Origin of the sequence: Fenollaria sporofastidiosus (assembly GCF_943169635.2) — a bacterium.
GTDB lineage: Bacteria > Bacillota > Clostridia > Tissierellales > Peptoniphilaceae > Fenollaria > Fenollaria sporofastidiosus.
On record NZ_OW968186.1, the window covers coordinates 656,508 to 673,554 of the forward strand.

The 17,047-nt window shown below is 39.5% G+C and carries 12 protein-coding genes and 1 riboswitch; of the genes, 10 read left to right on the forward strand and 2 right to left on the reverse strand.

What is annotated here, in order from left to right; translation table 11 throughout:
- Positions 1 to 9 precede the first annotated feature (9 nt).
- Positions 10 to 1,674, reverse strand: a complete 1,665-nt coding sequence (locus KO172_RS03040; protein WP_215492076.1) for an amino acid ABC transporter ATP-binding/permease protein — start codon at positions 1,672 to 1,674, stop codon at positions 10 to 12.
- Positions 1,664 to 3,394 carry an ABC transporter ATP-binding protein/permease gene (locus KO172_RS03045; protein WP_215492077.1) on the reverse strand — a complete coding sequence of 577 codons (1,731 nt, stop codon included), beginning with the start codon at positions 3,392 to 3,394 and terminating at the stop codon, positions 1,664 to 1,666. Before KO172_RS03045 ends, KO172_RS03040 begins: the two co-directional genes overlap by 11 nt.
- Before the next feature lie 454 nt (positions 3,395 to 3,848).
- Positions 3,849 to 3,983, forward strand: a riboswitch (cobalamin riboswitch).
- 69 nt (positions 3,984 to 4,052) lie between these two features.
- On the opposite strand from KO172_RS03045, the gene KO172_RS03050 reads away from it, so the two are divergent.
- The 10 genes from KO172_RS03050 to KO172_RS03095 all read left to right on the forward strand — a co-directional run bounded on the left by KO172_RS03050 (position 4,053) and on the right by KO172_RS03095 (position 17,046).
- Positions 4,053 to 5,597 (forward strand): ABC transporter substrate-binding protein, encoded by a 1,545-nt coding sequence (locus KO172_RS03050; RefSeq protein ID WP_215492078.1) that lies wholly within the window; start codon positions 4,053 to 4,055, stop codon positions 5,595 to 5,597.
- Complete coding sequence (locus tag KO172_RS03055) at positions 5,598 to 6,515, forward strand: ABC transporter permease (RefSeq protein ID WP_215492079.1); 918 nt, start codon at positions 5,598 to 5,600, stop codon at positions 6,513 to 6,515.
- Entirely contained in the window at positions 6,515 to 7,282 is a 768-nt protein-coding gene (locus KO172_RS03060) for an ABC transporter permease (protein WP_215492080.1), read from the forward strand. The genes KO172_RS03055 and KO172_RS03060 overlap by 1 nt, the downstream gene beginning before the upstream one ends.
- Positions 7,279 to 8,034 carry an ATP-binding cassette domain-containing protein gene (locus tag KO172_RS03065; RefSeq protein WP_215492081.1) on the forward strand — a complete coding sequence of 252 codons (756 nt, stop codon included), beginning with the start codon at positions 7,279 to 7,281 and terminating at the stop codon, positions 8,032 to 8,034. The genes KO172_RS03060 and KO172_RS03065 overlap by 4 nt, the downstream gene beginning before the upstream one ends.
- Positions 8,012 to 8,686: an ABC transporter ATP-binding protein gene (locus tag KO172_RS03070; protein ID WP_215492082.1), complete on the forward strand. Its 675-nt coding sequence runs from the start codon at positions 8,012 to 8,014 to the stop codon at positions 8,684 to 8,686. The genes KO172_RS03065 and KO172_RS03070 overlap by 23 nt, the downstream gene beginning before the upstream one ends.
- 634 nt (positions 8,687 to 9,320) lie before the next feature.
- Entirely contained in the window at positions 9,321 to 11,096 is a 1,776-nt protein-coding gene (locus KO172_RS03075; protein WP_215492083.1) for an ABC transporter ATP-binding protein, read from the forward strand.
- Positions 11,097 to 12,866 carry an ABC transporter ATP-binding protein gene (locus KO172_RS03080; RefSeq protein ID WP_215492084.1) on the forward strand — a complete coding sequence of 590 codons (1,770 nt, stop codon included), beginning with the start codon at positions 11,097 to 11,099 and terminating at the stop codon, positions 12,864 to 12,866. It abuts the gene before it with no gap.
- Between the two features lie 414 nt (positions 12,867 to 13,280).
- Positions 13,281 to 13,976, forward strand: a complete 696-nt coding sequence (locus KO172_RS03085) for an ABC transporter ATP-binding protein (protein WP_215492085.1) — start codon at positions 13,281 to 13,283, stop codon at positions 13,974 to 13,976.
- Positions 13,977 to 16,217: an FtsX-like permease family protein gene (locus KO172_RS03090; protein ID WP_215492086.1), complete on the forward strand. Its 2,241-nt coding sequence runs from the start codon at positions 13,977 to 13,979 to the stop codon at positions 16,215 to 16,217. It begins immediately after the preceding gene.
- A 385-nt stretch (positions 16,218 to 16,602) separates the two neighbouring features.
- Complete coding sequence (locus KO172_RS03095; protein WP_215492087.1) at positions 16,603 to 17,046, forward strand: hypothetical protein; 444 nt, start codon at positions 16,603 to 16,605, stop codon at positions 17,044 to 17,046.
- Position 17,047 lies beyond the last annotated feature (1 nt).

Consider the following 17,047-nt stretch of genomic DNA (forward strand, 5'->3'; position numbering starts at 1 on the left):
GCGCTAGCCTTAGGTGCGATTTTGGCGCAAAATAATCACATTATCACAAATGCGTAGAGTACTATCCCTATGACTTACCATAAGCACGGTCTTGCCCTTCATATACTTCTTAATCGAGTTTAAGATTATGCTCTCGTTAAGTGCATCCAAATTACTTGTTGGCTCGTCAAAAAGATATATCTCTGCGTCTTTCAAAAAGCATCTTGCAAGGCCCAGTCTTTGCTGCTCGCCACCTGAGAAGTTCTCGCCCAGCTCCTTGATATATGTGTCCAAGCCGTCCTTAAGTGAGCTCACGTAGTCAAGTATAGATGCCTTGCGTAGCGCCTCTTTGAGCTCTTCATCTGTAGCATCGGGTTTTGCTATCAAGAGATTGTCCCTAATGCTGCCTTCGAAGAACTCGCTCGTTTGCGTCATATAGCTAAGCTTTTCGTATAATGATGCAGTGTTTATATCCAAGATGTTCTTGCCAGCGATTTTGATCTCGCCACCCTCGAGGTTCCAAAAGTGCATGATGAGCTTAAGCATAGTCGACTTACCGCAGCCGCTCGGACCTTGAATGCCGATGAACTCGTGATTTTTAACTCTAAGCGAAAAATTATCCAAAATCTTCTCACTCTTGTATGCAAAGCTAATGCCATTAACTTCGATTATATCAGCTTCGTAAGAAGCAATTGCGTTCTTGCTTAAGTATCCTTTATTAGTAATCTCTTCAACCATAGGCTTCTCTTCAAGTATAGACATGACCCTATCAGCTGAGGCAAGAGTTTGAGCTAGGCCGTTACCAAGTAGTGAGACGGCTCTTACGGCACCGAAGCTAAAGTATGTTAAGCTAGAGGCTAATAAGATGTCAGAGCTGGCATTACCAGACTTTGCAAGCACTACAAAGACAGCCGCCGTTACAAAAACTTCCAGCATATCTTCAAGCGCAAGCAGCACCGCAAGCTGTCTAATAAGCCTGTCCTGGTTCGTCTTAAGTTTTGCGTTTAGCGCGTTTACTTTTTTAACCGCCCTCTTTTGATAAGCAAAGCTAATGATCTCAGCAATACCTCTTAGTAGATCTAAGAAGCTGTTACTGATGCTTGCAAGGCTGCGTCTCGTTTCAGCTGCCGCATCTCCTGCAAGAGATGAGAATACCATTGGCAAGACCACGGCGATGGCTATGTGACCCACAAGCATTACAATTGCTGCTAGAGGAGATATTTGTCCTAAGGCGAGTGCATATACAAGGCTGGTGATGATCGCTATACAAACCGGGGATATGGTGTGCGCGTAGAATACCTCTAAAAGCTCCATATCAGATGAGATGGCGCTGATAAGGTCACCTTTGTTCATCATCTCAATCTTGGCTGGTGCGAGTCTACGAATCGCTGCGAAGACCCTGTTTCTTAATAGAGCCAAGACTCTGAAGGCGATGAGGTGATTCATGTACTGCTCAAGATATCTAAATAAGCCCCTTAAGATGACAGCTCCAGCCATTATCTTCATGATAAATGCAGCCTTTGAGCCGCCTTCAACGTACTCTATTATAAGCCTTGCACCTAGAACGCCGATGGCTGTGTAGAAGAGGAAGGAGATGCATCCTGCTAAAACAGCCACTGCCATGTATTTACTTAGAGGTTTAACAACTTTTACTAGCTTCGAAATTACTTTTAATCCATCTCTCTTACTTTGCATCGTTAAGACCTCCTTCCAAGCTCTCTTGCGCATCATAAATGCGCTTGTACTCGCCACACTGCTTCATAAGAGTCTCGTGCGTACCTTCTTCTACGAGATTAGCCTTTGCCATGACATAGATCTTGTCAGCGTCCTTAATCGATGAAAGGCGGTGACTTACTATGATGACAAGTTTTTCCTTCGCAATCTCTTTAATATTGTTCAAAATTATTTCTTCACTTTCTATATCAATGTTGCTAGTTGCCTCGTCAAAGATAAAGATCTTAGGGTCATAGACCATGGCTCTAGCAAGAGCAAGCCTTTGCCTTTGGCCGCCGCTAAGGTTTAGTCCGCCGCTTGATAAAGGCATTTCAAGGCCGCCCTTGTCCATAATCTCATCATATAGATTAACCTTCTTCAGAGCTGTGTATATGGCACTGTCACTAACATCATCCCTTGCCATGACGATGTTTTCCCTTAAAGCACCTTCAAAGATGTGCGCGTTGTGCGTGATCCTGTTTACGTTCTTGGCGATGGATGCCGAAGCAAGCTCAGTATATGGAGCGCTTCCAATAAATACATCTCCACTCGTCCCTCTCATCGCAGCTGAGATGAGCTTTGCAAGAGTCGACTTACCAGAGCCGCTCTCACCAACAAGAGCGATGTATCCTTGAGTAGGAAAGTCGATCGTGATATTATTAAGCGCATAAGAGTCCCCGTCAGGGTACTTGTAGGAAAGCTTCTTCACACTTAGCTTAAGATCCTTATCATTAGGAAACTGAGCTTCTCTATCATCCTCGTTTAGTTCTAGAAAATCGATAAGCGTCTTGCCAGCAGCAACACCAGTCATTGCAACGTGAAAGCTCGACGTCAAAGTGATCATCGGCCTAAACGCATCCATCGACATAATCAGTATCATAATCAAAAAGTTTAGAGCAAGTCCAGTCTTAGTATACACATAAAGACTTGTGAATATACACGCAATCGATGAGCCGTATGCGATCCACTCGATAAGAGTGATAGAGTTTAGCTGCATAGCAAGTATGCGCATAGTCTCATTTCTGAAGTCTTCAGCCTTCTCGTCAAGCTCCTCAGCCCTCCTTATGTCCGCTCTGAATATCTTTAGAGCAGTGATGCCTTGTAAGCTGTCTAAGAATAGCTCGCCGACATCTTGATACTTGCGCCAGTACTTCTTTTGCATGCGTCCAACCATAGTCAAGATAAACTTCAAAAGTAGTGGTATGATAGGCATTAAAACTAAGAAGACTAGTCCAACGCGCCAGTCTATGTATGACAAGATAGCAAAGTTAACAAGACTCGCACCGAAAGCGCCGTAGTACTCAGGCAAGAAACGTCCGTAGTAGTTTTGCAGCTGCTCAATAGTGTCCGAGCCTAGATTGATTAGAGTCGCAGTCGAGATTTGCTCCTTGTAGCTGGGACCAATCGAGGCCGCCTTAGTGATGAGCCTTTCTCTAAGCTTACCCTTCACCTCACCAATGATGTTCGATTGGTAGTCAGTCACCTTGTATAGAGCAAGGACCCTGATAGCAATACCAAGGACAAAGATTATTAGAAGTTTTTTTATGTCAATGGTACTTTTAGAGTAAAGAGCCTCAGCTAAAGAGCCGAAGGCAAAAGCAAGTAGAGCAGTCCCTACAACGCGTAGCATCATCATAAAGACACTGCTTAGTATGTATTTTTTCGCCTTGCCTATAGATTTGAATAAATATTTATCAAGCATATATTCTCTCCTTTGTATATAGTCGTTACATAAACATTAGCATGAACTAATAAGATAAGTATAACATAAAGCAAGCGCTTTTTCTATAAATTTATGAAATACAGTGTGATTGTAGTAGTGATTTGTTACAATTGTGTTAAATACCCATAAAGACTTGTATTTCTATGGTGAGGGTGATATGATGAATAGTAAGAACATATGTAAATACATATTATACGAAGGAAAAACAAGGAGGAAAAATGAAAAAGAAATTATTCGCAATGATACTTTGCTTAGAAATTATCAGTTTTCGTAGACCAGCAAGCGAAGGAAAACACTTCTTGCATTAAAACTTGAATTGGCTGATTGTGAATACAAAGATTAGTTCATTAATTATTAAAAAACTGGCTAGAAATTAAATAAACTATATACAAGAAGGCATCGTATGATGTCTTCTTTTTTATACATTTTGATTGACTTAATAAAATTTATGCGTTATAATGTGCTCAGATAGAATATAACAAGGAAGTAGGTTAGAATCCTACACAGTGCCGCTACGGTATTTGCATTTATGCATAAGTCCGATACTTGTACTTTAGTTTTGTTCCGGTTCAGGGCAAGGCTAGTTTTTTTAGCACAGTTAATTCTATACTATATCTTATTAAAGGAGAAAGATTTTATGAAGAAACTTATTTTCTTAGTAGTCATATTGTCGCTAGTGTTCACATATGGCTGCAAATCAAATGAAAAGCCAGCTGAAGTTAGTGACAATGCTAATGCTAGCGAAAAAACTGAAGCTAATGAAAAGGCTGACGTTAATGAAATTGTTGTTGGTCAAACTTGGGTTATCTCAAGTGACGATCCACTTGACGGAGCCAATGGTTGGAGTATAACTAACCACGGCATTAGCGAGTACGTATACACACTACAAGCTGATGGTACTCTTAAGTCGAGATTCGTTAAGTCTATCGAAGCTAAGGATGAAACTCACTTCACAGCTGAACTAAACGAAGGAGTTAAGTTTGCTGACGGCAGCGAAGTTGATGCAAAGGCATTCTCTGAAGCTATGAACATGATCATGGAAAACAACGAGTTCGCTCGTGCTTCTGCTGGTAAGATTACTTTCACTCCAGTAGAAGATTACAAGGTAGACATCGTTACTGAGCTTCCTACTGTTAATCTTGAATCCATCTTTGCTGAATGGACTAATGTTATGTTCAAGAAAGATGGTGATAAGTACATCTTCACTGGCGCTTACAAGATTAAAGAGCTTAAACCAGGCGCTGAAGTTGTACTAGAAAGAAACGAATACTACGATGGCTTTGAAGCTAGACCTGAGACTGTCACTATAAAGGCGTTCAAGGACGGCAACGCTCTTAAGCTTGCTTACGAAAGTGGCGAAGTAGACCTTGCTTTTGGTCTTACTAATGATGTAGCTGTAGGCTTAAAAGACAAGGGCTTTAAGGCGCTTGACTACAACGCAGGCTACCAATACTACTGCTTCTTAAATCTTAAGAGAGATCACTTAAATGACCTTCACTTCAGAAAGGCTCTTGACCTTCTTGTTAATAGACAAGAGATTATTGACGCACTTGGCGGTGGAGACATGCCTACTGGACTATTCGCAAAGAACTTTAGCTTCAATGGCGATCAAAAATTAACTTATGACATAGAAAATGCTAAGGAAGAATTCAAGGCTGCTGGCTACACTTATGAAGGCGACAAGCTTATGGACAAGAGCGGCAAGCCTGTTAAGCTTACTATATTAACATACTCTGCGAAACCAGACCTACCAGTTATAGGTCAAGTGCTTGTATCTGACTTAGAGCAAGTAGGTATCGAAGCAAGCGTGTCACTAGCTGACAGCATCGACGAAGAAGCTGCTAAGGGCAATCACGATATATTATTATACGCTCAAAACCCAACAGCAAGTGGCAACCCACACTACTTCTTTGCTCAACACTTCAAGACTGACGCTGTTAAGAACCACAGCTACTACTCAAATGCTGAAGTTGATAAGATTATAGACGAGCTTGGCGTTACAGCTGACCTTGCTAAGAGAGACGAGCTTTCAAAAGAAATTCAAGCAAAGATCTACGAAGACCTTCCAATACTATACACAGTTGACCCACACTGGTTCGTAATGCTTTCTGACAATATCAAGAATTATGAAATCTGGAACGGCGACTACTTTGTAACAAATCCAACACTAACAGTTAGATAGATGAAAGTCATAAACTTTTTTTGCAAATGGTTTTTGATCTTCTTCGTAGGCTCACTTATTGCCTTTGGCATAGTTAGGCTTATGAGCGGAGACCCGGTGATGATGGCTCTTAGCGAAAGAAACCTACCTGCCACTGAGGAGAACGTAAACTATTTAAAAAAAGAATTTGGTCTTGACAAACCGCTTATATCACAGTATTTAGACTGGATAGGAGATTTTATAAAGGGTGATTGGGGCAAAAGCTACATGACAGGCGTCAATCTTAAGCCTGAAATACTAAGAAGAGCTCCAGTCTCACTTTTGCTTGGCTTACTTGGGCTAGTATACGCAAGTATATTAGCCTTTTGGCTAGGCTACCTTGCCAGTTTGAAGCGTGGATTTTTTGATAAACTAACAAGGGCACTAGCATTATTCACGCAGACAGTGCCTGTTTTTATACTCATCATACTCTTCGTCTACTTTTTCGGAGTGAAGTACAGGTTTATCAAATTTTTCAAGTCAGGCTCCATAGCAAGTCTAGCAGTCGGAGTTTTCTTCGTCGGCCTTCCACTTATAGGGCCGATGTCAAGAACAGTCAGGATCTACTTCTTGGAAGTGATGAAAAAGCCATTCTTCAGCTTCTACCTTGAGAGAGGCTACAAAAGAGAAAGAGCGCTTTTAAAGTATTGCTACCACGAGCCCTTACAAGGCTTAACAGGTCTACTAATAAGTCAAAGCGCCTACGTCATAGGTGCCAGCTCAGTTGTTGAGTTCGCTCTATCTATACAGGGACTCTCGGCACTTTTAATCGAGTCCATAGCGCACAGAGATTACCTAATCATACAAACATACATAATGATGATCATCATATGGATGTTCTTTGTGCATTTAATATTCACAGTGTTTTCAAAAGTCTTTATTAGAAGGGGGAGTGCGTAATGAAAAAAGCTATAGTTTCCGTAGTCATCATTTTACTCGTGGCGATAGTTTTGTCAATAATACCTACGCAAAACCCGAAGTTCGTCGACATCAAGAACAAGTTTCTTCCGCCATCGGCTGAGCACATCATGGGCACAGACCACCTTGGCCGCGACATCTTCTCGCTCATGGCACAAGGCTTTTTAAGAACACTCTATGTAGTTGTGATAGCAAGCGCCGTCTCGTATATCTTAGGCATGTTTCTAGGCATAGTCGCAGGCTTTTATGGCGGCTTTGCACTAAACATTATCAGGTTCTTAACCGACCTAACGCTTATCATACCTACCTTCATAGTCGCCTTGATCGCGTCCATAGTCTTCACAGACTCAGTACTTGCGGTTGGACTTGCACTTGGCTTTTCAAACCTAGGCTTCTTTGCTAATCAAAGCTACAAACTAAGCGAGATTATACTAAAGGACCCTTACGTTGATACACTAAGAATGCTGCAAGCGCCAAACTCCTACATTATGAGAAAGTTCCTACTACCACAGCTTCTTGCACCGAGCCTAAACCTTATGGGTAACAAGGCATCAAATCACATCTTGGCATATGCTTCACTTACATTTATAGGCCTAGGAGCAGACATCACCGCGCCAGACTTTGGAACCATGCTCTACCAATACAGAGGCTACATCATAGATAAGCCGCTCATAGTACTGTGGCCGGCACTAGGCATATTCTTCCTAAGCCTTATCTTTCACTACACATTTGACGAGGTGAACATATGATAGAGCTAAAGAATTATTCAGTAAGCATAGCTGATAAGAAGATCATCAAGGATATAAACTTTAAACTTGCGCCCGGCGAAGCCATAGGCATCATAGGTGCTTCGGGTGCGGGTAAGAGCGTATCGTTTAGATCGGCACTTGGCTTAATAAAAAACGCGCACATAGACGGCGAGATATATTATAAAGGAGAAAAAGTCACAACACTTAAAGATAAACTAAAAGGGCCCATAGGCTACATAACACAGGATGTACAAAACTCACTAAACCCCTACATCAAAGTTCTAGATCAGATGACCTCTGACCTAGTCTTCGCCAAGGGTATGAAGAGAAGCGCAGCGAGACAGAAGGCGCTTTCGTCTTTGGAGATGATAGGCATCAAAAGAGAGAACGCGAAGAAGTACCCAGATGAGTTCTCAGGTGGTATGCAGCAAAGAGTAGTTATATCGATGATACTCAATAGAGACCCAGAGCTCTTGATAGCAGACGAGATATCGAGCGCACTTGATAGAGAGTCCACAGACATGGCCATAGACATAATCAAAAGGCACATGCAAAAGAGCAAGATGAGCCTTATCTATATCACGCACAACCCCTACGACGCGATCGAACTAACAGATAGGATCTGTGTTTTTAAAGCGGGGCAAATCACCGAAGACAAGACATCAGCTGATATATTTACAAGTACAGATGAGAATACAAAGTCATTATTAGAGGCGGCAAGGATTATATATGGAAAAGATACTAGAGATTAAAAATTTAAAAAAGAGCTTTAAGATGTCAGACGCGCCGACCATATCAGATTTAAACCTAGACCTTTATGAGAATGAGTTTTTAGGCATCATTGGCCCCTCAGGTAGTGGCAAAACAACCCTACTTAGGCTCATAGCTGGGCTCATAGTCCTAGACAAAGGAGAGATACTCTACAAAGGACGCGACCTACCCATAGTTGGAGATAAAAGAAGAAACTTAGAAGACTTTCCGGTGCAGCTGATATTTCAAAATGCAGTCTCGTCCTTCGACAGCAAGAAAACGATTATGGACAGCTTTAAAGAGGCACTTCACTTTTCAAAGAAGGACTTAAACCTTGATGAGCTTAAAGAGCTTATGGACGAGTTCGAACTAGATGAGTCAGCACTGGATAAGAGGCCCTACGAGCTCTCAGGCGGTATGATTAGCCGCGCGCAAATAATTAGAGCGCTTCTAACACAGCCCAAAGTTCTCTTAGCAGACGAGATTACATCGCCACTCGATGTCAACCTTAAGCTCAAGACTACAGAGCTACTTGACAGCTACAGGAAAAAACACGGCATGAGCATAATACTTGTTAGTCATGATGTGCAGTTATTGGAGCATGCGTGTGACCGGGTTGTTAGCATAAATGATATAATGGTTAGGGCTAATTAATTCTTAAAAAAATTTCGCCTAAGGCTTGTTCCTTCATTGCCAATGCTCGACTTATTTCGCATTAAGTTGAGCCCTTTTGCTAGTTTCGAATTTTTTTGTCGCTGCTGAGTGCGCATTTGCACACCTCACTCCAAAAAATTCTGTACAACGCAAAATCATCTCAACTTCTCTGCGAACTAAGAGTTTTAGAGACTTTGTACAGCATTATCAAAAATTCACTTCGCCTTATCCATAAATTTTTTTTGAAGAATGGCTTTAGGTTTAAACTTTAGTTTAAACGCTAAAACCTTAGTTGACACGTGGTAAAAATTTGATTTTATAAAATTTAATAAATATTTTGGTGGATACAATTAACTTTGTATCCATTTTTATTGCTAGATATGTTTTTACATCAAAATATTTATTTACGACAGAGAATCATCGCCAAACTTATGATTTGCAGAGCGAACGGATGGATAAGGCGAAGCATAACGAGCGACCGACTGAGGTGTACGTACGGGTACTCCGCAAGGAGGAAGCGAGCGCGCGAGCCTTAGGCGCCGTTCGAATGCGAATCATTTGAATGCAAATCTTTGACAAGCAAAAAAATTAGTAGTATAATAAACCTACTATATGGCGTAAACGAGGTGATACTATGAGAAAACTTTCTCTAATTAAAAAATACATACAGCCATACATATTTATTTATTTACTAGCATTTTTATTCGAAATCATGTCGAGTGCACTGCAAATGCTCATACCTATAATCTTAGGTACGACTATCGACAGCATCATAGGCAGCGAGGAGCCGACTAACAAGATCATGATTTCATTCATAAATCTTTTAGGCGGCAGAGACTTAGTTAGGGAGCGCCTTGGCCTTATCGCAGTGGCTTTCATTACTATCAGTTTTACTATAGCGTTACTTAACTTCTTAAGGCCATACATGAGTGGCAGAGCGACTTACAGCATCAGCAAGGGCATTCGTGACAATATTTATGCGAAGATTTCTTCTCTAAGCATTAAGGACATGGCATCGATCACAACAGGTGACATGCTTCAAAGGGCGTCAAGCGACATCACTCAGTTTGAAAGCATTGTCTCCACTACCATGATGGCGCTTATGGGCAATATCTCATACATTATTATTTCTTTAATCACGCTATTTACAATAAACTTGAAGCTTTCACTAGCGTCTATTGCACTTCTACCGATACTTTTCGTAGGAACTTTTATTTTTGATAGGAAGGTTGTCAAGACCTTCGACGAGTTCGAAAAGTCGGAGGCGAGACTTACTAGCATAGTGCAAGAGAACCTATCGTCTTACAAGGTCGTAAGAGCTTTCTTTAAGCAAAAGCACGAGATTGAAAAGTTCGAAGAGGCGAACATGGACCTTGCGATGAAGGACTACAAGATCATGGAGTACTTCGCGTTCTTCTGGTCGATAGCCGAGTTTATTTGCTTCTTACAGATAGCTTTGACAGCCATCTTCGGTGTGCTTATGCACCGCAGTGGAGCTGTATCTTTAGGTGAGTTTACAGCGGTCTTTGCCGTTGCCTTTAACATGGTTTGGGTCGTTTTAGGCACAGGTAGAATGCTTTCGAGGTTCACTAGGGTAACTGTTGCCATAAGACGCTTCGACGAAGTTTTAGAGATGGACTCTGAAGACCTTGACAAGGGCATCAAGGACATGGATATCAAGGGCGGCCTAGTCTTTGATAAGGTAAACTTTGCCTATGACCAGACGCATGGTGCACTTAAGGATTTATCCTTTAGTATAGATGCAGGCAAAACGCTTGGCGTACTGGGACTTACTGGCTCTGGCAAATCAACTTTAGTTTCTCTTATACCTAGGCTTATGGACTACGAGGGATCGATCAAGGTTGATGGCGTCGAGCTCAATACTATAGCCAAGCGCAAGATAAGGGAGAACACGTCAATCATTCTTCAAGAGCCCTACCTATTTAACAAGAGTATAAAAGAAAATATTGCATATAGATGGCCTGAAGCGAGCGATGAAGAGATCATCAAGGCGGCTAAGATTGCTGACATTCACGATGACATCATGAACTTTCCTGATGGCTATGATACAATTGTCGGAGAGAAGGGTGTGAGTCTATCGGGCGGACAAAAGCAAAGGCTTGCGATTGCGAGGACTATACTAGTTCACACGCCTATAATTATCTTCGACGATGCGCTATCGGCTGTTGATACGCAAACCGACATCAACATAAGGACTGCGCTTAGCCAAAACGAAAAAGCTCAGACAAAGATCATCATCTCGCACAGAATTTCAACTCTTATGAACGCTGACAAGATCATCGTTATGAAGAGGGGAAAGAAGGTTCAAGAGGGTACACATGAGGAGCTAATCCACGAAGACGGCCTTTACAAAACTATCTATGATATACAAAACATCGAGGTGGACTAGATGAGGATTACATTATTTAATTTAGTTAAAAAATTTAAGAAAGAAGCTGCAACCGTTGCGACTCTTAACATGATATATGCGGTGCTACTTGCGTTTTGGCCGCTATTAACAAAGTTTATCATCGATAATTACATCTACAAAAACGACGTAGAGGGCTTTCCGAAATTCGTCATCTTGATGCTAGCCTTTGTCGTGATGATATCATTAACAGAGCTTACTTACTGCTTTGCAGCGGGCAAATTCGAAAAAAAGGTCATACTTTACTTAAGAAGCGAAACCTTTCTTAAGACGCAAAAGCTATCTGCCAAGTACATGGACACGCACCAAGTTGGCTGGCTAGTTTCAAGGCTTGTCCACGACACTATGTCAATCAAGGAATCAGTTGCGTGGAACCTCTTCGATATGGCGGACAGCGCTTCGAGACTAATCATCATATTTATCACAATGTATTTACTTAACGCGAAGTTATCGCTATATGTATTAGCAAGCATGCCGTTCATAGCCGCCTTTACTTACATCTTCCAAGGCAAGATGATGAAGGCGCAAAAGGACATCAAGGAAGCCTCATCAGACCTTACAAGCAAGTTAAATGAAGACATACAAGGACAAAAGACCATAAAGACACTGCTTAGAGAGAAGGAAAACCTTGAAGAGTTCAAGGCAATATCTGCAAGGTACAAAAGACGCGGCAAGCACTCAATAACAATGCAAAGTTTGTATATACCGTCGCTTGCCTTCCTAGGTTCCATCGCCACAGCTTTTATACTTAAAGATGGTGGAGCGGCAGCCATAGTCGGTACCTTGACAGTAGGTACGCTCTTTGCCATGGTTCAGTACTCGACAGAGATCTACGAGCCTATTAGGCAGCTTGCCTCAGTACTAACTGAGCTTATATCGATGCAAGCCTCTATGGAGAGAGTAAACAGCATACTTGAAGCAGACGTAGAAGTCTACGACACGAAAGAGATAGAAGAGGTCTACGGCGATGCACTTGAGGCACCTAAAAAGTCGCTTCCACAGATGAAGGGCGAGATCGAGTTTAAGAACGTCTCCTTTGCATACAAGGACGAGGACTATATACTCAAAGACTTTTCACTTAAGATAAAAGATGGCGAAAGGCTTGCACTAGTCGGCGAGACAGGCGGAGGTAAGTCTACCATCATTAACATAGCGTCACGCTTTTACGAGCCAACAAAGGGCAAGGTCTTTATCGATGGCATTGATTACACACAGATGCCGCTTAAGTGGGTGCAAATGAACCTAGGCTACGTTTTGCAAACGCCATACCTTTTTAGAGGCAGCATACGAGACAACATTCTATATGGTAGAGATGGTGCGACAGAAGAGGATATGCTTAGAGCCGCTGAAGTGGTCGGCTTAGATGAGATAGTTAAGTCATTCAAAGATGGCTACGACACAGACGTCGGTGAAGGCGGAGGAAAGCTTTCACAAGGCGAGAAGCAGCTAGTGAGCTTCGCAAGAGCCTTGATCAAGGATCCGGCTATACTGATACTAGACGAAGCGACATCCTCAGTCGATACTTACCAAGAAAAGAGGATACAAGACGCAATCGAGAAACTTCTTGAAGGAAGAACCTCAATCACCGTTGCTCATAGATTATCCACAATAGTTACTAGCGACAGAATTTTGTATATACATCAAGGACGCATAGCAGAGATGGGTACGCATAGGGAATTGATTGCTAAAAAGGGACTTTACTATAATTTGTATAGGAATCAATATATTGAAAGTCAATTAGAAAATATATAACTCTTTCTATAAAAATTGCGCCTTCTGCTAGTTTCGAATTATTTTGTCGCTGCGGAGTGCTCTTGCACACCTCACTCCAAAAAATTCTGTACAACGCAGAATGCATCAATTTTTCCTACGAAAGAGAAGCGAAATAAATGAAATAAGGCGACTCTTCTATAAAGACAATCACATTTGCTCCAAAAAATTTATTTGCGATGGATTGTATAAGAGAAAAAACTTTTTCCTACGAAAGAGCAGCAAAATAAAATAAAACTTCTTGTAAAGATGCAGTTACTTAAACAGTAGCTGCATTTTTTTGCAAAAAAGTCCATTTGTGATAAAAGTTAGTTGACGCTAACAATAGCTTGTGATAATATATACTTGAAAATATAATTAAAAGTATATTTATCGATAAAGCAGTGAGGTGTTTATATGATAAAAATTTCAAGTTTGCATAAGTACTACGGCACAAAAGATAATAGGGTGGAGGTACTTAAAGGGATTGATCTTGAACTTGAAGACGGCAAGATTATCTGTGTCTTAGGTCCATCTGGCTCTGGTAAGTCAACTTTATTAAATATTTTAGGCGGGATTGAAACTATTGACGAAGGTGATGTCAGTGTATTTGATAAGGATCTTAAATCTATGTCAAAGAAGGCGCTTGAAAATTACAGGCGCGATTACCTTGGTTTTGTTTTTCAATTCTATAATCTAATCAGCGACCTCAATCTTCTTGAGAATGTTCAAGTGGGCGAGTATCTATCGAAGGAGCCGCTTGATATAGATGAGCTTCTAAAGGACTTAGGACTTGATGAGCACAAGTACAAGTACCCAAACGAAATTTCTGGTGGTCAAGCACAAAGGGCATCCATCGCAAGAGCTATGATTAAGAGTCCAAAACTTCTTATCTGCGACGAACCAACTGGCGCACTTGATTATGAGAGCGCAAAAGATGTTTTGTGTTTAATCGAAAAACTTAATCAAAAATACGGCGCAACAATCATCATCGCGAGCCACAACACACAAATTGCCAAGATGAGCGACGTAATTTTGTCCTTGCATAACGGCAGCATCAAGAGCGTAGAAGTAAATACAGAGAAAATCTCTGCAAAGGAAGTGACTTGGTAGATGAGAAGTCCTATTAATAAACGTGTTTACAGGCAGTTTAAATACAAGCCTTTAAAAGTCATACCCATCTTGCTAGCACTTACTTTTATAGTTGTCTTCGCATCGTCATTCTTCATCTCGCAAGAGTCAGTTGAAAAGCTTTATAATAAGCAAATAATTAATGGAAAAGTTGAAGATGGCGAGTTTGAAGCAATTTATGCGCTTAGCGATGAGGCAAAAGATGAGATAAAAGATATTGGTGTAAAACTTTATGAAAATTATTATTTTGAAGAAGAAGTAGCTAGTCGTAAAGTTTTAAGAATTTTTAAAAATAGAAAAGATATAAACGAGGCACAAATATTTGAAGGTGCTTTGCCTAAAAAAGATGATGAGATAAACATCTCTGCTAATTATGCTAGAAATAATAAAATAAATATAGGTGACGAGATTACTATTAAAAATAAAAAGTTCAAAGTTTCTTCTCTAGCATCCTTCCCTGATTACTCCTCAGCACTTAAAAATAGAAACGATCTTGTTATGGACACAGGTCACTTCGGCATAGCGACTATATCTGAAGAAGCCTTTGACGATATGAAGGACGCTAAAGTGAAATATCTTTACTCTTATCACACAGATGAGGCTTTAAATAAAAAAGATGCGAGAGAAAAATTAAAAGATATAGTCAAGATAGTTAACAAGGATAATCTTGTGGTTGACGCTGTCACACGCTTTGACAATAAGTGCATCACCTTCATTGCAGATGACATGAGTGGCGACGTACCTACAATGAGCATAGTTACAGCACTTCTCTTCCTTGCAATCGCTTTCATTTCGAGCGCAGAAGTTAAATCCATCATCGAAGAAGAAGCGCCAATCATCGGAACTTTGCTTGCTTCAGGCTATAAAAAGAGAGAGCTTCTTTTAAATTACATGGCAATGCCACTATTCATAGTAATAATTGCGTCAATAGCGGGAAATGCGATAAGTTATCTTCATGTGTATAAAATATATGCAAACGTTTATTATCAATCCTATGATTTACCAGTATTTGAGCCATATATCACACTTCGCTCCTTCTTGATAACATCGATTATGCCACTAGTTTTGTATCTTGTGATCAACTACATCATCATAGCAAAGAGCCTTAAGATGAGACCAGTCGATTTCTTGAGAAAAAACTTTAAAAAGGCAAAAACAAGAAGTAGATTTAAGCTAAAAAATATGAATTTTATAAATAAATTTAAATTAAGAGTTATATTTGCAAATAAATTTAGCTACGTTTCCTTGCTTTTTGGCGTTTTTATAGCAAATTTATTACTCATCTTTGGTGTTTCGGCCAAACCCATATTTACAAAATATGCTGATGATATGCAAAATCAGATGAAATACGCCCACACCTACATTGTCAAGAGCGATATGGATGATTTAGATGCGAGCAAGATAAGCTTAGTAAGCGTTGAACTAGTTGATAAAAACGACGAAAAAGTCCAAACTTATGGCATAGACGCTGATACAAAATATGATGAGATTGATGTAAAAAGCCTTAAAGATGATGAGGTAGTTATCAGTCTCGGTCTTTCAAAGAGATTTAACTACGAAATAGGCGATAAAATTAAGATTAGAGAGCCATACAATACAGAAGAAAAATATCTTGTGGTCAAGGACATAGATAGGACCAATAATTATTTCCAAATTTTTACAAAAAGAGAGATTTTAAATAAAATTATAGGCAAAGACAGTGATTATTACAACGCTTATCTTAGCGATAAAGAGCTAAAAATTACTAAAGAAAATCTACTTACACATATAGACAGAAAAGAAATGTCAAGATTCATGAGACACTTTTTAGATTCATTCTCAGCAGTTTTCATCATGATTCAGCTCGTTGCCGTAGCATTCTTCTTTATATTGATACTCATGGTAACAGAGCTCATCATAGACAAAGCCAAACTCAATATGACCTATCTAAAAGTTTTTGGATATAAAGATAAAGAAGTCGCGAAATTTTATGTAAATACAAGCTTTGCCATGCTAATAATATTTCAAATAATACTAATTCCAATCCTAGATAAACTCGTTAAATATTTTTATTTTATAGCAATGCAAAAATTTGACGCATATTTAGAAGTAACAGTACCAGTGAGAGTTTTTGTTACAAGCTATTTGATGACAGTTGTAGTCTTTATACTTTGTCAATGGATTGAGAGAAGGAAGATTGCTAGGATTGATATGGTGAAAGAGTTGAAGGTAATAGCAGGATAATTATATAAGAGGCCTTAAGTGGTCTCTTTTTATTGTAGTTAGAATACCCCCAGTTAGACTGGGGGTATTCTAACTACAAAGAAATCGGATAAAAAGCAATCCGATTTTTTTAGGAAGTCTTTATCATCGCCACCATATCCATATCAGAAAAGAGGATTAACACAGGTAAATAAGAAAGAGTTAGAGGTATAAAATTCGAATAAAATTAAAATAATAGTATGATACTAAACGAATTTTTGAGTGAAGAAATATGAATAAATATTGCGTGCATGGTGAAAAATTAATATTGACATTTTGTATATAAAGACATATAATTTATACGTAATTTTGTGCTTAAAATTAGATATACGTTAGTATCATTATTGTACTTTAAGGACGGTTGATTTTGGAGAAAATATATAGAAGAAGCCTAGTTGCGTTTATTTATAATTTAATAATAATGATTTTTGGAGCGCTTGTTGCATTTTTAATTTCCGGAGTAATTGGAGGATATAAAGTTGCAATTATTATATCATCTATCATCATTATTTTGGTTGTAATAAGTATATTTAGGCAATTGAGAACTAAAATAATTATAAATGGAAATGATTTATCGATAAACGATGGGAAAAAGGAATTTAACTATAATCTAAATGAAGTTCATATTTCTTCAGAACAAAGAAACAATGACTCGTTTTTCTTATATATTTATACAGAAGATGGTAATAAGGAAATGTTTGATTTATCTTCGCTAGGAAAAAGAAAATATAATGAACTTATTGAAGATTTAGGAGTGGTTGGAGTAAAAAGCAAAACAATTAAATTAAATGATGTTAATAAAAATAATTAAA